This window comes from Paenibacillus sp. S-38, from assembly GCF_049942825.1.
Classification (GTDB): Bacteria; Bacillota; Bacilli; order Paenibacillales; family NBRC-103111; genus Paenibacillus_G.
This window is the reverse complement of the sequence record NZ_CP187970.1, coordinates 7,257,632-7,274,426: the sequence shown is the minus strand read 5'-3', so window position 1 is coordinate 7,274,426 and position 16,795 is coordinate 7,257,632. Positions and strand designations below refer to the sequence as shown.

Annotated in this window: 13 protein-coding genes; 10 read left to right on the top strand and 3 right to left on the bottom strand. The window is 60.9% G+C overall.

Annotation, left to right across the window (positions count from 1 at the left end):
• The first annotated feature begins 12 nt into the window (after nucleotides 1-12).
• From ACP26L_RS31730 to ACP26L_RS31715, 4 genes are all read left to right on the top strand, one after another.
• Complete coding sequence (locus ACP26L_RS31730; protein WP_426449592.1) at nucleotides 13-1,392, top strand: amino acid permease; 1,380 nt, start codon at nucleotides 13-15, stop codon at nucleotides 1,390-1,392.
• A 115-nt stretch (nucleotides 1,393-1,507) separates the two neighbouring features.
• Entirely contained in the window at nucleotides 1,508-2,521 is a 1,014-nt protein-coding gene (locus tag ACP26L_RS31725; protein ID WP_426449590.1) for an SIS domain-containing protein, read from the top strand.
• Nucleotides 2,522-2,591: 70 nt separating this feature from the next.
• Nucleotides 2,592-3,374, top strand: coding sequence for a fructoselysine 6-kinase (gene frlD, locus ACP26L_RS31720; protein ID WP_426449588.1), 783 nt, complete (start codon nucleotides 2,592-2,594; stop codon nucleotides 3,372-3,374).
• Between the two features lie 65 nt (nucleotides 3,375-3,439).
• On the top strand, nucleotides 3,440-4,168 hold the full coding sequence (locus ACP26L_RS31715; protein ID WP_426449587.1) for a GntR family transcriptional regulator: 729 nt from the start codon (nucleotides 3,440-3,442) through the stop codon (nucleotides 4,166-4,168).
• 63 nt (nucleotides 4,169-4,231) lie between these two features.
• Here ACP26L_RS31715 and ACP26L_RS31710 read toward each other — a convergent pair whose 3' ends face one another.
• The 3 genes from ACP26L_RS31710 to ACP26L_RS31700 form a co-directional block, all read right to left on the bottom strand.
• The gene (locus tag ACP26L_RS31710; RefSeq protein ID WP_426449585.1) at nucleotides 4,232-5,887 is read right to left on the bottom strand and encodes a hypothetical protein; all 1,656 of its coding nucleotides are present in this window, start codon (nucleotides 5,885-5,887) and stop codon (nucleotides 4,232-4,234) included.
• A 4-nt stretch (nucleotides 5,888-5,891) separates the two neighbouring features.
• On the bottom strand, nucleotides 5,892-6,674 hold the full coding sequence (locus ACP26L_RS31705; RefSeq protein WP_426449583.1) for an ABC transporter ATP-binding protein: 783 nt from the start codon (nucleotides 6,672-6,674) through the stop codon (nucleotides 5,892-5,894).
• Nucleotides 6,675-6,893: 219 nt separating this feature from the next.
• Nucleotides 6,894-7,889, bottom strand: coding sequence for an ABC transporter substrate-binding protein (locus ACP26L_RS31700; protein WP_426449581.1), 996 nt, complete (start codon nucleotides 7,887-7,889; stop codon nucleotides 6,894-6,896).
• A gap of 661 nt (nucleotides 7,890-8,550) precedes the next feature.
• Here ACP26L_RS31700 and ACP26L_RS31695 point away from each other — a divergent pair.
• Genes ACP26L_RS31695 through ACP26L_RS31670 form a run of 6 tightly spaced genes read left to right on the top strand, consistent with a single transcriptional unit; the run spans nucleotide 8,551 to nucleotide 16,772 of the window.
• Nucleotides 8,551-9,999 (top strand): diaminobutyrate--2-oxoglutarate transaminase, encoded by a 1,449-nt coding sequence (locus ACP26L_RS31695; RefSeq protein ID WP_426449579.1) that lies wholly within the window; start codon nucleotides 8,551-8,553, stop codon nucleotides 9,997-9,999.
• On the top strand, nucleotides 9,996-11,585 hold the full coding sequence (locus ACP26L_RS31690) for a pyridoxal phosphate-dependent decarboxylase family protein (protein ID WP_426449578.1): 1,590 nt from the start codon (nucleotides 9,996-9,998) through the stop codon (nucleotides 11,583-11,585). Before ACP26L_RS31695 ends, ACP26L_RS31690 begins: the two co-directional genes overlap by 4 nt.
• Nucleotides 11,585-13,450 (top strand): IucA/IucC family protein, encoded by a 1,866-nt coding sequence (locus ACP26L_RS31685; RefSeq protein ID WP_426449576.1) that lies wholly within the window; start codon nucleotides 11,585-11,587, stop codon nucleotides 13,448-13,450. Before ACP26L_RS31690 ends, ACP26L_RS31685 begins: the two co-directional genes overlap by 1 nt.
• Nucleotides 13,407-14,018 (top strand): GNAT family N-acetyltransferase, encoded by a 612-nt coding sequence (locus ACP26L_RS31680; RefSeq protein ID WP_426449575.1) that lies wholly within the window; start codon nucleotides 13,407-13,409, stop codon nucleotides 14,016-14,018. Before ACP26L_RS31685 ends, ACP26L_RS31680 begins: the two co-directional genes overlap by 44 nt.
• The gene (locus ACP26L_RS31675; RefSeq protein WP_426449573.1) at nucleotides 14,011-15,558 is read left to right on the top strand and encodes a lysine N(6)-hydroxylase/L-ornithine N(5)-oxygenase family protein; all 1,548 of its coding nucleotides are present in this window, start codon (nucleotides 14,011-14,013) and stop codon (nucleotides 15,556-15,558) included. Before ACP26L_RS31680 ends, ACP26L_RS31675 begins: the two co-directional genes overlap by 8 nt.
• Nucleotides 15,555-16,772 carry an MFS transporter gene (locus tag ACP26L_RS31670; protein WP_426449571.1) on the top strand — a complete coding sequence of 406 codons (1,218 nt, stop codon included), beginning with the start codon at nucleotides 15,555-15,557 and terminating at the stop codon, nucleotides 16,770-16,772. The genes ACP26L_RS31675 and ACP26L_RS31670 overlap by 4 nt, the downstream gene beginning before the upstream one ends.
• Nucleotides 16,773-16,795: the final 23 nt, after the last annotated feature.

Genomic DNA, 16,795 nt, shown 5'->3' with positions numbered 1-16,795 from the left:
GGAGGACTCTCTATGAGCAGCGGTACGCTTACGAGAAAATTGGGATTCTGGTCCGCCTTGGCGATCGCCGTGGGAACGACGGTCGGCTCGGGAATCTTCGTCTCCACGGGGGATGTGGCCAGGGCGGCGGGGACCCCTTCGATATCGATTCTGGCCTGGATCATCGGCGGACTGATCGCGATCCCGCAGGTGATGGTACTGGCTGAATTGTCAACGGCCTACCCCCAAAATGGAAGCGGTTACGTATACCTTAATAAAGCAGGCTGGAGACCCCTGGCCTTTTTGTACGGATGGGCGACGTTCTGGGCGCTGGACCCCCCATCGATTTCGATCATGGCGCTGGCCATCGTATCCTATATCGCAAGCTTCTTTCCGTTCTTCTCCGGCATAGCCGGCAAATTATTGGGTGTCGCGATCATCCTGACGATTACCTCCATTCATTACCGCAGCGTGAAAGAAGGGGGACGGTTCCAGGTCCTGATCACCGCGGTCAAAATCATTCCCTTCCTGATCGTCATCGTCCTCGGGCTCATGTATATGAACCCGGAGCATTTCACCTATATCCCGGCTCCGGAAGCACAGCCGGGCAGCTTGATCGGCGGCGTGTCCGCAACGACCTGGGCTTACACGGGGATGGCGGCGATCTGCTTCATGGCCGGCGAATTCAAGAATCCCGGCAGGATCCTTCCCCGGGCCTTGATCAGCTCGGTCCTGATCGTACTCGCCCTCTACACCCTGCTGGCGGTGTGTGTCACCGGGCTGATGCCGTTCGGTGAACTGATGGGCTCGAGCGCCGCCGTGTCCGACGCCGTGAAGCATATTCCGGGGCTGTCCGGAATCGCGTCCTCCTTCGTGGCGGTGACGGCGATCATCGTCATTCTGGGTTCCTTGAGCTCCTGCATCATGTTCCAGCCCCGTCTGGAGTATGCGATGGCGAGAGATGGGCTGTTCTTCCAGCGCTTTGCCAAGGTGCATCCGAAGTACGAGACGCCGAGTTTCTCCATTCTCGCCCAGGTGGCGTTCGCCTGCTTCCTTGTGTTCTTCAGCAATTTAACGGAGTTGCTCGGCTATTTTACCCTTATCCAATTGGTCATTAATATTCTGGACTTCGCTGCGGTATACAAGTGCCGCAAACGGGAGGACTACCAGCCGATCTACCGGATGCCGGTGTGGAGAGTGACGACGGTGCTGGCTATTCTCGGTGCAGCCTGGCTGGCTTGGGGGACGTTCACCTGGGCACCGGTGCAGGGCATGGTGGCCGCCCTGATCGTGATCGCAACAGGACTGCCGGTGTACTACTATTGGGAAAAGAAGTACGGAAGCGGACGTCACACCGGAGTTCCTGTCCGGATGCCCGATCCCCAAGATCCCGCTGCGCAGGAGCCGGTTTGATCCATGGCTTTCCAGAAAATGATTGCATTATTTGTATTATATGAATACAATACAAGACATAACAAATATAGACGGATGGAGAGCTTGCCGCTCCGTCCGGGGAGGGACGGCACTTATGTTAAAATTCGATGAAACGTTATTCTTGAAGCTGGTCGAGGAGGAAGGTCTTGCCTTTCGTACGGCGATCGAAGAGATCGTCGACGGCATCTGCCGGAGGGGCTACAGCAATCTGTTCCTGATCGGGGCAGGCGGTACGATCGCCATGATGTATCCCTACGAGTATATCCTCAAATCCAACTCCACGATCGATGTGCATGCGGTGATTGCGGCGGAGTTCATGGCCATGAACCACAAGCACTTCACCAAGGATTCGGTCTGCCTCTTCACCTCGGTATCCGGGACGACCCAGGAAACCGTGGCGGCGGCAGAATACTGCAAAGCAAGGGGGGCGACCACCATCGCTTTGGTTGCGGAGCCGGGGACGCCGCTGACGCAGATCGTGGACCACTGCATCACCACAGGCTCCGAGAAGCACTCCTTCGATACGTTCTTTATGCTGCTGTATATGGTGGTCTTCCGCTTCATGCATAACCATAAGGAGTTTCCGCAGTATGAGCAGTTCACCAGGGAGGTGGCGCTGCTTCCGCAGGCGATCCTCCAAGCGGTCAAGGCCTTCGACAGTCGGGCGGAAGCCTTTGCGATCCGTCACAAGGATACGGCGTATCATATGATGGTAGGCTCCGGGAACCTGTGGGGCAACACGTATTCGTACGCCATGTGCATTCTGGAGGAAATGCAGTGGATTCATGCAAAGTCGATTCATGCGGCGGAGTTCTTCCACGGTACGCTGGAGCTGGTGCTCGAAGATACGAGCGTGATTCTGCTCAAGGGCGAGGATGAGACGCGGCCGCTCACCGACCGGGTCGAGCGCTTCTGCGAGAAGATTACGAAGGAGCTTACGGTCATCGATACCCTGGACTTCGCGATGGAGGGAATCAGCGGGGAGTTCCGCAAGCATTTCGCGGTGAGCATCAACTGGGCCGTTCTCAGCCGGATCAGCGTCTACCTGGAGCGGGAAAGAAACCATCCGCTAACCCTTAGAAGGTACTACCGGCAGATGGAATATTAAGCGTTCAGGGGAGAAGGGCACTGCCGCGTCGCGGTGCCTTTTTTCTCTAAAACAGAGAGGGGAAGACAGGATGAGAATCGTTACGGTCGGCGACAACTGCATGGATGTCTACACATCGAGCGGGAAGGCGTATCCCGGCGGCAATCCGGTGAATGTGTCGGTCTACCTGAGCGGACTCGGGGCCGAGGCGGCCTATGTCGGCTGGGTCGGTTCGGATGCGTACGGAGAGATGATGATTGACGCCATACGGGAGAAGGGGGTCGATACCTCGCGAATCACGCGAGCGGAGGGACGAACGGCCGTCACCTGCGTGGAGATGGATGGAAGCGACCGGAGGCTCGGGGATTACGACGAGGGGGTGAACGCTCAGTTCAGTCTAACGGCGGAAGATGTGCATTTTATTCAAGCGCATGAGCTCGTCCATTCGGGAATCTGGGGGCATGCGGATCCGTACTTCGCTCTCTTCAAAGAAAAGGGGCTGCTGACTTCCTTCGACTTCTCCGACCGGCTCCAGCATGAACTGACAGAGAGCTTGCCGCCTTATGTGGATTACCCGTTCTTCTCCTATACCCTGGAGGATGAGTATATCCGGCAGCGGCTCAGGAAGGTGCAGGGACGGGGGGCCAAGATCGCTGTAGCCACCTTGGGGGAGAACGGTTCGCTGGCCTATGACGGCGTGCAGTTCTACCGGTGCGGTGTGGAGCAGGTCAATGTGGTGGATACCATGGGGGCGGGGGATTCGTTCATCGCCGGTTTTCTCCATGCGCGGCTTCAGGGACGCCCGGTGCAAGAATGCATGGAAGCAGGAGCCCGGACGGCGGCGAAGACGATAGGATACTTCGGCGCATGGTGACTGGAGCAGGCCATCAATGTATAATACATACTATACAATCATTGATGGATGAGGATGAAGATGCAATGGGCTTGAATCCTTCGACCCCCCAGCCGCTGTACATGCAGATCCGGCAGATGTTGAAGAAAGATATCCAGCACGGCAAATATAAGCCGGACGAGCAGATTCCCACCGAAGCGGAGCTCTGCGGCACCTACAATGTAAGCCGGATCACGATACGCAAAGCGATCGAGGAGCTCGTGAAGGAGGGTACGCTGACCCGGATTCCCCGCAGGGGCACCTTCGTCACCTCGAACAAGTTCCATAATGAACTGCTGTCTGTGAGCGGTTTCTCGGAGTTCAGCCATCAGCTCGGCATGATCCCGAATTCCCGGATTCTGCGCAGCGAAGTCATTCAGGCAGGGGAAGAGGTCGCGGAGCATCTCAAGATCGAACCCGGAAGCCCGGTGCTCGAGCTGGAGCGTCTCATGTATGTCAACGACCGTCCGCTCTTCTATGATATTGCCCATTACTCGCTGATCCGCTTCCCGGATCTGGAGAAGAAGATCGCGATGAAGGAATCGACCTACCAAATTCTCTCGGAAGAGTACCATACGGAGATCGTCAGCAACGATAAGGTCATCGGAGTGATCGGCGCCACGAAGGAGTATGCCCGACTGCTCGAATGCGATGTGGGCGCCAACCTGTTCCGTATTCTCAAGGTGGCCTTCGATGCGGAGGATGAGCCGGTGCATCTGTCCACCTTCATGTGTGAGACCAATAAGGTGAACCTGACCGTTCACCGGGCCAAATAGGACCATGCCGTAACGGCGTGGCCCTATTTTTTTGCGCTGCCCTGCGGTCGGGGCGCAAGCCCCCTACCTTGACAGCGCCGATGGAGCCTCTGCGGGCGCCTGCCGCCCGAAGGCGCTCCACGCCCAGTAGTTGCAGGCGAGCAGGATAGCGATGTACAGGTAGAGCCCGTCGGTGATCAGCGTCGAGAGCTTATGAGCACCGGCAAACCCGCCCAGGAGCAGCAGCAGCGGAATGGCCTTCCAACCCTCCCCCCGGGCTTCGCTGAATGGCCGGGAGAACGGAAGGCTGCCGCCCAGCAGCCGGAAACAGAGGACCGCGTACAGGCTGATGCCCAGCAGGGCAGCCGCGAGGTCGGGCAGAATCCGGAGACCGTAGATGGCGGCGAACAGCAGGCACTCCATCAGGAAGAGCGGGAGCAGCAGCTTGGTTAGGGCCGCCTTGAGGACACCCCTGTGGATGGCTCCAAGATCCCGCAGGGGAGCTGCCCCGTAGATCCAGGCTCCTTTGTACGAGCCCGAGTAGCCCGACACGAGGATCAGGGTCGGGACCAGCATCGCGCAGGAATAGATGGAATAATAAGCGGAGCCCGCTGCCATGAAGCTCCAGCCTTTGTTCAGCGCGGTCTGCAGCGGAAAGATGAACGGGAAAATCAGCGAGAAGCCGAGCGACGGGTAGACCTTCAGCTTGAACTCCCGTTCACTTCCCATCATGCGGGAAGCGAAGCGGTAGAAGGCCCGCTCCTCCGGCGTCCGACAGAGCAGTCTGGCTGCCCGGCCTGCAGGCCTTCTCCCGCGGAGGGACGGGGCGCTGTGGGCCGTCAGCTTCACCAGATACCGCTCGAACGAGGGCATGGAGCGGGAATAGATGGCTAGAGCGATCACCGGAACGAGCAGCGCCAGGGCAGAGAGGACAGGCAGGTAAGGATGCCGGTCTCCTTGCAGCAGCCATCCGAACGGTGCCCCGAACCACAGCGGCGGCAGCAGCAGATTCCACCAGGAAGGGGTGAAGGCGGCGTCCAGGCCGATGAATTCAAAGGCTCTGCCCGCGAGCTGATAGCCGATCATAATAGTTACCGAGAGCGCGATCTGTACCATGTTGATCAGGTCCTTGAGCCGCTCCCCGTCGAAGCGCTTCAGGATCAGGAGATACAGCAAGGCGGTGAGAACAAGAATGAGCAGATCGATCAGCGCCAGTTCAGCCGCAAAAAGGAGCGCGAAGAGAAGTCCGTGCCGGAAGACGGACACCAGGAGCGGTGCGGCGGCAGTGGCCAGCGTCATCAGCGTCATGTAGACCAGCACATGCACCGTCCGTGCCATCTGCAGGGTCTGCCGGCTCACGGGGCGGGTGTACAGGATTTGTTTGTCACGGGTATCCAGGAGCACGGAAGAGAAGTCCGTGATGAACGAGGAGGCGAGCAGGAACATGAGCAGGGAGAAGACAAGGCTCATCTGGAACATCCAGCTGTCTCCGATGAAGAGACAGGGAACCATAACGATCCCCATCAGGGCATACACCCCAAGTCCTTTCATAAAATGATTGCTCTGCCCATCGTCCGCGGATTCTTTATTGCCGGTGCCCGAGAGGACTGTCGGAACCCTCCTTCGGTCCATCGTCAGCTTGGCCTGAAGGATCAGCCGCATCGTGGGGTAGTCTACCCCCAGCCGCCCGAAGAGGCTCTGGAACCGGTCGAGCAGGCGTAACGTTAGGAAGTCGTCCATGGGCTTATCCCTCCTGCACCCACTGCGCGATCGTTTCGGCCGTCCTGCGGTGGTCGTGGAGGCCTGTCAGCTCGTTGAAGATCCCTTCGAGCGAGGTATCCTGTCCCCGTGCCCGCAGTTCTTCAAACGTGCCGTCCGCCGCAATCTGTCCGTCATAGAGCAGGACGATACGGGAGCTTACCTTCTCTACGACATCCATGATATGGGACGAGTAGAAGACCGTCTTGCCCTGCAGTGCCAGCTGGGCGAGCAGTTCCTTGACCACCATCACGCTGTTGGCATCGAGACCGCTCAGCGGCTCGTCGAGGAACAGGATGTCCGGGTTATGCAGGAGGGAGGAAATCAGCAGGACCTTCTGCTTCATGCCCTTGGAGTAGGAGGCGATCCGGCTGTCGTAGACGCCCCAAATTCCGAACAGGTCCATCAGCTTCTCTGCCTTAAGGTCGGCCCTCTCGGGATCGATCCCGTACAGCTCCGCGACGAAGGTCAGGTATTCCCTGGCCGTCAGAAAGTCGTAGAGATCCGCGAGCTCGGGGACATAGCCGATCCGGCGCTTGTACTCGACGCCGCCGTCTACAATGTCGGTGCCGAGTACCCGGACACTGCCGGAGTAGCCTTCCGCCAGGCCAAGGAGGATCTTGACCGTGGTGCTTTTGCCCGCTCCGTTCGGGCCGATGTACCCGATCACCTCTCCTTGGCTGACCTTCAGGGAGATGCCTTTGAGGACTTGATGGCCGCCGTAACTCATCCGCAGGTTCTCTATGACAATGACAGGCTCCTTGGTCATGAAAGGCCTCCTTTAGTAGGACGAAAGTGAAATATAATACATATTTTACCGCATAAATGAAGTGAATGGAAAAAAGGGCGGCGGCGCTGGAGGGACCCAGGATGAGGAGGGGGGATGAAAGAACGCTCAAGACAAAGCAAAAACCGCCCGGAGCCCCGGACGGTCCTGCCAACTGCACTATGGTTTCTGACGAATTACTTCATTAATAAATAATATAGTTTAGAACTTATCTGCGTACTTGGCGATGTCATCGAGCAGCAGGTTCGCCGCTTTGATATTGCCGGAGAGGTTCCAGATGATTTCATCCACTTTGAAGTACTTGCTGCTCTTGGCTACGTTCAGGTTTTTGAAGAGCGGATCGTTCAGCCATTCCTCGGCCTGTTTCGTGCCGCCTTTCTTCTCATCGTAGTCGGCGTTGAAGTAGAACATGACATCGCCGTCCATGTCCGCCATACGTTCCTTCGTGATGATTTCCATGAAGGCATCTTTGTCCTGTGCCGCCGGACGGGAGAAGCCGAGGTCCTTCAGGATGATCCCTGCAAAGGTGTCCTTCTGGTAGATGCGGGTAGCCCCCGGAAGGAAGCGGACGATCGAGACTTTGGAGGACGTCTTGGCGCCGAGCTTCGCTTTGACATCGGCTACATGCTTGTCATAAGCCGCCATGGCCTTCTCGCCTTCGGCTTTCTTGCCCAGCGCTTCGGCATAGAGCGTGAAGTTCTGCTTCCACTTGCCGGAGAGCTCGGTGGACAGTACGGTAGGGGCGATGGCTTTAAGCTGCGCGTAGATTTTCTCATGGCGCACTTTGTTGCCGATGATGAGGTCAGGCTTCAGGCCGGCAATCAGCTCCAGGTTCGGCTGGGTTTCGTCGCCAAGCTCCTGAACGCCCTGCATGGCGTCTTTGATATGCGGGAACCACGTGTCGCCGAGACCGGATTTGACGGCTCCGACCGGTTTCACGCCCAGCTCCAGTACGGCTTCGGTGCTCTCGTTCGTCAGCACGACGACGCGCTGCGGAGTGCCCTTCAGCTCGGTTTCCTCCATGGCATGCTTGACCTTGCGAACGGCATCGGCAGGAGCAGCAGCAGGGGCTGTCTTTGTCTCGCCCTTGTCGGTGCTGCTTGTCGGTGCGGCGGTGTTCCCCCCGCAGGCTGTTGTGATGAGGGCCAGCGTCAGGCAGAGTGCGGCTGCGATGGGTTTGCTCTTACGGAAAAACATGAATTGGATCCTCCCCGAATCGGTTGAATGCTGATCTTTGTCTCGCTTGGAATGATAATCATTCTCGTTAATATTAAAGAGGACGATCCAAGTTTTGTCAACCCAAATTTTTGTAAACGCTGTTCACATTGGAACGGTGCAAGGGGCCAAGCCGGCAGGAACAGCGGTAAGAGGCGGTTCGGGACGAGTAAACGCGTCCAGATGTGGAAAGTGGTGATGCGGGGAATGGGAGGAGCAGCTATAGGGAACAGGAGGCCGTAGGCCCAGGAATGCGAAGATGAGGAGGGTGCGTGGATGTGAGGGGAGTGAGGATGAAGGGCGCACGGGGATGAGGAGTGTACGTGGATGTGAGGGGAGCGAGGATGAGGGGCGTGCAGGGATGAGGAGGTGCAGCGGAAATGAGTGGGAGATGAGAGAGAGGATAAGGAGTATACGTGAAGCCGGAGCGTGCCGGCACCCGGAGATGGACGAATTGCGAACGCGGCAGTGAAAACGAGAGTGAGAATGAGCAGGAGAATGCGTGGAGGAGGATACCGGCGAATACTCAAAAAAAGGGGGAAAGACAAGGCGATCTGTAAGCTGTAAACGACGAAGCAGCGCGGCTTGCGGGCATTTGGCGCTCCCCGAAAAAAGCATTAGTGAAGCAAAAATAGTTCTTGAAATGAGAATGATAATCATTTACAATTTGGTCGAACGTGATGTATGTCACAATTTCCCAAAACATGCGGCAAAGGGGAGACATGATATGAACCTGGGGAATGCCCATTACCTCGAACTGCAGAAGCGCCGGGAATCCAGCGCGAGGACGTACCCGAGAAAACTTCCCCTGGCGCTGACGGAAGCGCACGGGCTGACGGTGAAGGACGCCGATGGCAAGACCTACTTTGACTGCCTGGCGGGAGCGGGAACGCTCGCGCTTGGACATAACCACCCGATCGTGGTGGAAGCGATGCAGGAGGTGCTGGCCAGCGGGCTGCCTCTGCATACACTCGATTTGACAACGCCGGTGAAGGAACAGTTCGTCGATGAGCTGTTCGCCTCCCTTCCGCCGGAGTTCGCTTCACGGGCCCGGATCCAGTTCTGCGGACCATCCGGAGCGGATGCGGTCGAAGCGGCCGTGAAGCTGGTGAAGACGGCCACGGGCCGCCGCACGATGATGTCGTTCCACGGCGGCTATCACGGCATGACGAGCGGGGCGCTCAGCCTGACGGGGAACCTGGGGCCGAAGCGCGAGGTGTCCGGGCTGATGCCGGACGTGCACTTCCTCCCGTACCCCTATGCGTACCGATGTCCATTCGGGGAAGGCGGCGAGGACAGCCACCGGCTGAGCTCCCGCTACATTGAGCGGCTGCTCGACGACCCGGAGAGCGGCATTCTGCCGCCGGCGGGGATCATCCTCGAAGCCGTGCAGGGCGAAGGCGGCGTCATCCCGGCACCGGAAGCCTGGCTGCAGGAGATCCGCCGGATCACCCGGGAGCGGGAGATTCCGATGATCGTCGACGAAGTGCAGGCGGGCGTCGGCAGGACGGGCCGGATGTGGGCCTTCGAGCACGCCGGCATCGTGCCGGATGTGCTCATCATCTCGAAGGCGGTCGGCGGGTCGCTCCCGCTGTCGGTCGTGGTCTACGACGAGTCGCTGGACACCTGGCAGCCGGGGGCGCATGCCGGCACCTTCCGCGGCAACCAGATGGCGATGGCAGCCGGAGCCGCCGCACTGAAATACATACGCGAAGAGGGTGTGGTCGAGCATGCCGCCAAGATGGGCGTGAAGCTCCTTGGCGCCCTGCGCGGGGTGCAGCAGAAGACCGGCTGCATCGGTGAAGTCAGAGGCAGAGGCCTGATGGTCGGTGCCGAGATCGTGAACAAGGCGGCGGAAGCGGATGCGCTCGGCAGCTATCCGGCGTATCCGGAGCTGGCGAAGGCCATCCAGCACCAGTGCTTCGACCGGGGCCTGATCCTGGAGCTCGGCGGCCGCCACGGCAGCGTGGTGCGTTTCCTGCCTCCGCTGATCATTACGGAAGAGCAGATCGAAGCGATCACAGGCATTTTCCTGGAGGCGGTGGCCGCAGCGGAGGCCCAGTGCGGGGTTCTGCAGGAGGTCTTCGGATGAGCTCGCCATATGACAGGCTGTTTCTGCACGGCAGCGAGGACAGCCAAGAGGAATACCGCCAGGCGATGAACCGCGCGATGGATGTGCTCATCCGCGACTTTGCCTCGGCACCCGGTCCGTACAGCGGGGCGGATCCGCAGAGCCTGCTGCGCGTGTACCGCGAGGTTCCGGTGTGTCCGGAGGACGGGGCGCCGATCGACGCTCTGATCGAGCGCATCGGCACTACGGTGGTGCGTCACTCCGCTGTGGTCACCGACCCGGCCTGCATCGCCCACCTGCACTGCCCGCCGCTCTCGGTGTCCCTTGCCGCTGAGGCCCTGGTCTCCGGCACGAACCAGTCGATGGACTCGTGGGACCAGAGCATGTCGGGCACGCTGCTCGAGGAGCGGATCACCGCCTGGCTGTGTGGGATCTTCGGCTATGACCCCGGCAGCGACGGGGTCTTCACGAGCGGCGGCACGCAGTCCAACTTCATGGGGCTGCTCCTGGCCCGCAACCATTTCGCCATGCGGCAGTGGGGCTGGGACATCCAGCGGAAGGGACTTCCTCCCGAGGCCTCCCGCATGCGCATTCTGTGCTCGGAGGCGGCGCACTTTACGGTGAAGCAGTCCGCCGCCCTGCTGGGCCTCGGCGAGCAGACGGTCGTGACCGTGCCGGTCGACAGCCGGCACCGGATGCGCGCCGATGCGGCCGCCGAGATCCTGGCGTCGCTGACGGCCGAAGGGCTGCTGCCGTTCGCGCTCGTCGCAACGGCGGGCACGACCGACTTCGGCAGCATCGACCCGCTGCGCGAGCTGGCGGGCCTGGCCCGGACCTACGGGCTGTGGCTGCATGCCGACGCCGCCTACGGCGGTGCGCTGGTGCTCAGCGATACGCATGCCGTGCGGCTGCGCGGGCTTGAGCTGGCGGATTCGATCACGGTCGATTTTCACAAAATGTTCTACCAGCCGATCTCCTGCGGGGCGTTCCTGCTGAAGGAGCGGCGGTATTTTGACTATATCCGGCTCAACGCCGACTATCTCAACCCGGAAGAGGACGAGGATCACGGCATTCCGAACCTCGTGACGAAGTCCGTGCAGACGACACGCCGCTTCGACGCGCTGAAGCTCTATATGTCCCTGCAGCATCTGGGTCGGCGGGCCTTCGGCGAGATGATCGACTTCACGGTCGAGACGGCACGCGCGACGGCCCGGTTCATCCGCCAGGATCCCCAGCTCGAGCTGATTGGGGAACCGGAGATGAACGCCGTGGTGTTCCGCTACGTGCCGCAGGTTCTGCCGGGAGAGACGGAAGAGGAAGCGGGCCTGAGGGCCGACCGCCTCCATACGGAGATCCGCGCACAACTGCTTGCCGAAGGGCGGGCGGTAGTGGCACGCACCCGGGTGAAGGGCAGGGTATGCCTGAAGTTTACGCTGCTCAATCCGAGAACGACGGCCGAGCATACGGCAGGGATTCTCCAGGAAGTGAAGCGGATCGGCGGCCTGCTCGACCGCACAGGCGCCCGAAGCCAAGCGGCCAAGAAGGGCGCGGAGAGCTTGACGATCGACACATCCAATGGAGCCAAAAAGAAAGCGAGGGCCATCTGATGAACGAGGCATACAAGGCCGATACCCAAACGACGGCAGACCCTATGGCACTGCAGAGCCTGCTCAACTGCTATCTGCGCGAAACGGAATCCGGCGTCTGGGAGACGGCGGAAGCGATCGCGCTGAGGGCGGAGGGTACGGAGGAGATGGAGAGCCCGACGGGCCTCTATCTCAGCGTTCCGCTCAACCGGCAGGGCATCACGCTGCGCTGCGGCGTGCGCTACATCTCCCCGACGGGGCGCCATCTGTTCCAGTTTCCGGTGTACTACCGCACGGGAACGGAAGCCGAATGGATTCAGGGCGATTACCTGACGGTCACCGTGCTGCTGATCAAGGAACTGGGCCTGACACAGGGCAGCGTATCCGAGCCCGATGAGCTCGTGCTGCGGGTTATCCAGAGCACGCGTCTCATCCAGGAATTCGTAGAGGGCCGCAAGGACGACGCGGAGGCCCTGTACGGCACCGACTTTACGTTCCTGGACGCGGAGCAGTCGCTCCTGTTCGGGCATCTCATTCACCCGACACCGAAGAGCCGCCAGGGCGTGCCTGACGGAGAACAAGCGCGGTATTCGCCGGAACTGCAGGGATCGTTCCCGCTGCATTATTTCCGCGCCCACCGCAGCATTGTGGCTCAGGATTCCGTGCTGGAAAGCCCGGCTGAAGAGCTGCTGCTCGACGAACTCCGCAGCGATCCGCTGGTAGACAAAACTTGGCTCGAAGAGCAGATTGCAGGCGGTGAGCATGTGCTGATTCCGGTGCATCCGCTGCAGGCGCAGGAGCTGCTCCGCCGTCCGGCAGTGCGTGCCTGGATGACTGCCGGGCTGCTGGAAGATCTCGGGGAGACCGGCAGCGAGTACTATGCGACGTCTTCTCTTCGCACGGTGTATCGTCCGGATTCCCGCTTCATGCTGAAGTTCTCGATTCCGGTGAAGGTCACGAACTCGCTTCGCGTCAACCTGTTCAAGGAGCTGGAGCGCGGTGTGGAAGTGCAGCGGCTGATGGCTACCGGCGTCGGACGGGTACGCGAGGAATACCCGCCGTTCGATATCGTGGGCGATCCGGCCTACCTTACGCTGCGCATGGAAGGCCAGGAAGAGTCCGGGTTTGAGCTCGTGCTGCGCGACAACCCGTTCCGCGGGGAAGCAGCGCAGGGGGCGACGCTGGTGGCCGGACTCGTGCAGGATCCGCTGCCGGGCCGGACCTCCCGCCTCTCGAACGTGATCCGCGAGCTGGCGGCGAAGGAAGGCCGGACGACCGAGGAGGTCAGCCGGGACTGGTTCCGCCTGTACCTTGGGATGTCGCTGAAGCCGATGGTCTGGCTGTATATGACTCACGGCATCGCGCTCGAAGCGCACCAGCAGAACAGCGTCGTGGTGCTGCAGGGCGGCTACCCGCACAAGTTCTACTACCGGGATAACCAGGGGTACTACTTCTGTTCCTCGACCAAAGAGCTGCTGGAGCGGGAGCTGCCGGGCATCGGAGCCAAGAGCCAGACGGTCTGCAGCGACGAAGTCGCGGACGAGCGGTTCCGGTACTATCTCATTTTCAACCACATGTTCGGTCTCATTAACGGATTCGGCACGGCCGGGCTGGCTAATGAGCGCATACTGCTTGCCGAGCTCCGCGAAGCGCTCGCCTCCTTCGTGCCGATGAACCGCGAACCGTCCGTGTTCCTCCATACCCTGCTGCATAACGAGAAGCTGCCGTGCAAGGCGAACCTGCTCACGCGCCTATTCGACATGGATGAACTCGTCGGCTCGCTTGAAGCGCAGTCGGTCTATGTGGAGATCGACAATCCGCTCGTGAAGGAGGTCGGCGAGCTTGACCGCCAAGGCGCCGCAGAGCAGCTCCTCGTACACGGCTGACCAGGCCGCAGTCTATGAGATCGTCCATCCGGCGATCGGCCGGCGGATATCGTTTCGTCCGGTATCGCTCGAAGAGGACTTCGAACGGCTGCTGGATTGGCAGCATCAGCCGCATGTGATTCCGTTCTGGAATCTGAACATCTCCCGCGAAGCGTACCGCGCACATCTCGAGGCGTTCCTCGCGGATACCCACCAGACGCTCTACATCGGAGAGCTGGACGGGGTGCCGATGAGCTATTGGGAAGCCTATTGGTGCGACCGGGACATCATCGGCAAGCATTACGACGCCCTGCCCGGGGACCAGGGGATACACCTGCTGATCGGGCCCCCGGAGTACCTCGGCAAGGGCTATGCGCTGCCGCTGCTGCAGGCGATGACCGCGTTTCAATTCCAGCTGGGCGAGACGGACAAAATCATCGCCGAGCCGGATGCACGCAACAGCAAGATGATTCATGTGTTTGCACAATGCGGATTCGTGTTCCAGAAGCATGTGGACCTGCCGGACAAGACGGGGGCCCTGATGTTCTGCGAACGGAGCCGCTTCGATCGGAGCTGGGAAGATGAGTAACACAGGGGAAACCGCACAGCGCGACAAAACATACAGGGGGCAGCCGGTGCACGATGTCGTCGGCGTAGGCATCGGGCCGTTCAATCTCGGCCTCGCCGCCCTGCTGCAGAAGGCCCCGGAGATCGATGCGGTGTTCTTCGAGCGCAAGGCGCAGTTCGGCTGGCATTCGGGCATGCTGATCGACGGCACGACGCTGCAGGTCCCGTTCTTCGCGGATCTGGTGACTATGGCCGACCCGACGCACCCGCTCTCCTTCCTGAACTACCTGCATGAGCAGGGAAGGCTGTACCACTTCTACTTCCTCGAGAAGTTCCATATCCCGCGCCGGGAATATGACCACTACTGCCGCTGGGCGTCGGAGCGTCTGCCGTCCTGCCGGTTCGGCTGCGAGGTGACGGACGTGCGGCGGGTAGTGCCTGCGGACGGGGAAGCGGAGGAGAGCCTGTTCGAGGTCGAGGTATTCGACGGGAAGGCGGGAGCTGCAAAGACGGTGTTCACCCGTCATCTGGTGCTCGGCGTAGGCAGCGTGCCTTCGGTGCCTGCCACCCTGCGTCCGATGCTCGGGGAGAACGTGTTCCACTCGGCGGATTTCCTGAGCCGCCGCCACCGCCTGCGGGAAGCCCGCTCGGTGACCGTCATCGGCTCGGGCCAAAGTGCGGCCGAGGTGTTCCTCGAGCTGCTGAAGGAGCAGGAGGCGTGCGGTTACCGGCTCGACTGGTTCACCCGTTCCGCCGGCTTCTTCCCGATGGAGTATTCGAAGCTGGGGCTGGAGCATTTTTCCCCGGACTACACCCGTTACTTCTACGGACTGCCGCAGGCGAAGCGCGATGAGATCCGTTCCCGCCAGTCGCTGCTCTACAAGGGTATCTCGGCGAAGGCGATCGCGGATATCTACGACACGCTCTACGATGCAAGCGTAGGCGGCGCGCAGCCTGATGTACGGCTGCTGGCGAACACCGAGGTCGAAGCGATGGAGCCTGCGGGCAGCGGTTACCGGCTGTCCTGCCGCCACCGCGAGCAGGGCACGGTCTTCAGCCACGAGAGCGACATGGTCGTGCTCGCGACAGGCTATGCGCACCCGGTTCCCCGCTTTCTGAAGTCCCTCAGCGATCTCATCGTCTGGGACGAAGAGGGACGCTTCGGGGTGGAGGCGGATTACCGCCTGTCGCTGAAGGAGGACCTGGACAGCCGCATCTACGTGCAGAACGGCGAGCTTCATACGCACGGCATTGGCGCGCCCGACCTGGGGCTCGGCGCCTACCGCAGCAGTGCGATCGTGAACGCGCTGGCCGGCCGGGAAGTGTACCGCCCGCAGGAGCGCACGGTGTTCCAGCAGTTCGGGGTGAGTGTGGAAGGAGATCGAACCACTGGCGCGGCTGCAGGAGGCGAGAAGACAGCCGGCGCTGCCGCACCAGCAGGCCAAGCGAATCAAACTGCAGCCGGTATCGGGACTAAAGCCCAAACGGTTGGAGGGGCGGAAGAAGAACGGGCGGCTGCGTTGCTCGCAGGAGCTGCGGCCGGAGGACCCGGGGCGTCATGACGCTGCCTGTCCTGAACACGCAGCCTTCCGAGGCGCGTGTGGCGCGGGCGCAGTATGCCCTGCTCGGCTGCGTGTTCCTCGGCTTGTTCACCGAGGTGCTCCTGTCGCCGTTCTACCCGCAGTTTTTCCGCAAGGTGTTCGGCATTGACGACTTCGCCTACACAGGTTGGTACATCTTCATCTGCCGGCTGACCGTGGTGCTCTGTTCCCCGCTGTGGGGGCTGCTCTCACGCCGGTTCGACCCGAAGCGGCTGCTGTTCTTCGGGCAGGCGGGCACGGCGGTGTTCACCGCTATGATGGCCACGGCCGATACGGCGGGGGCTTTCCTTGCCTTCACCGTGCTCCTGCTCCTGTTCAAAAGCAGCTACATGCTGATCTACCCGCTGATGGTTTCGCTGTCCGGTAACGGAAGCAATGCGGCGACCGCAGGCAAGTTCCATGCGGTCTACCACCTGGCGATCATTCTGTCGACGCTGGCCGGAGCACGCATGATGACAATGGAGAATCCCCTGAGCCTGTTCTACCTGGCGGCAGCGGTGGACGTCGTTCAGCTCGGACTGTGCGTCTGGGCGCTGCGGGGCTTCGGCAGCCGGGAGCGGGAGGGGCAGCCCGAAGGGGAGAAGCCATCCGGCGGACTGCGCCGGTGGAGCGGTTTTCTCCTCGTGCTCGGCAGTGTCTTCTTCACGCTGACGGTGGCGAACAACCTGATCCGGCCCTTTTTTACCCAGTATTCCCAGGAGACGTTCGCGCTCCGGGCGGGCGCGCTCAGCCTGCTCTTCCTCATCCCGAATGCGATGGCCGTGGCGGCGATGCCGCTGATCAAGCGGCTCTGCGTGCCGGAGAAGCTGACGAACGTCTATGTGCTCGGCGTGGCGGTGATGGCCGGAGGCCTGTACCTGCAGGGGGAGGCGAACTCTCTGGCCCTGCTCGTGCTCGGGCGCCTGATGTACGGCCTGTTCCTCGCCATCACGATGGCGTCGCTCGACGTGCTCCTGTTCCAGCACAGCAGCGGGCCGCACCTGTCGTTCCACTACAGCGTGATGGTCTCGTGCCAGAACATGGGCGAGCTGGCCTCGCCCCTCCTGGCCTCCACTCTGGTGGCCGGTGCGGGACTTGCCGTTCCGTTCGTGAGCAGCGCGGCAATCTGCATCTTGAACCTGGCGCTGTTCGTCCTCCTGCTGAGAGGGCGTGCGGCGGCCTTGAACCGATCTTAATCCCGGGCCTGCCCGGCAGGCTG

Excerpts from the sequence above, each read along its gene's own strand:
- ACP26L_RS31675 (WP_426449573.1), top strand. The coding sequence starts at position 14,011 with ATGAGTAACACAGGGGAAACCGCACAGCGCGACAAAACATACAGGGGG.
- ACP26L_RS31690 (WP_426449578.1), top strand. The coding sequence starts at position 9,996 with ATGAGCTCGCCATATGACAGGCTGTTTCTGCACGGCAGCGAGGACAGC.
- ACP26L_RS31700 (WP_426449581.1), bottom strand. The coding sequence starts at position 7,889 with ATGTTTTTCCGTAAGAGCAAACCCATCGCAGCCGCACTCTGCCTGACG.
- frlD (WP_426449588.1), top strand. The coding sequence starts at position 2,592 with ATGAGAATCGTTACGGTCGGCGACAACTGCATGGATGTCTACACATCG.
- ACP26L_RS31725 (WP_426449590.1), top strand. The coding sequence starts at position 1,508 with ATGTTAAAATTCGATGAAACGTTATTCTTGAAGCTGGTCGAGGAGGAA.
- ACP26L_RS31715 (WP_426449587.1), top strand. The coding sequence starts at position 3,440 with ATGGGCTTGAATCCTTCGACCCCCCAGCCGCTGTACATGCAGATCCGG.
- ACP26L_RS31705 (WP_426449583.1), bottom strand. The coding sequence starts at position 6,674 with ATGACCAAGGAGCCTGTCATTGTCATAGAGAACCTGCGGATGAGTTAC.
- ACP26L_RS31685 (WP_426449576.1), top strand. The coding sequence starts at position 11,585 with ATGAACGAGGCATACAAGGCCGATACCCAAACGACGGCAGACCCTATG.
- ACP26L_RS31695 (WP_426449579.1), top strand. The coding sequence starts at position 8,551 with ATGAGAATGATAATCATTTACAATTTGGTCGAACGTGATGTATGTCAC.
- ACP26L_RS31730 (WP_426449592.1), top strand. The coding sequence starts at position 13 with ATGAGCAGCGGTACGCTTACGAGAAAATTGGGATTCTGGTCCGCCTTG.
- ACP26L_RS31710 (WP_426449585.1), bottom strand. The coding sequence starts at position 5,887 with ATGGACGACTTCCTAACGTTACGCCTGCTCGACCGGTTCCAGAGCCTC.
- ACP26L_RS31670 (WP_426449571.1), top strand. The coding sequence starts at position 15,555 with ATGACGCTGCCTGTCCTGAACACGCAGCCTTCCGAGGCGCGTGTGGCG.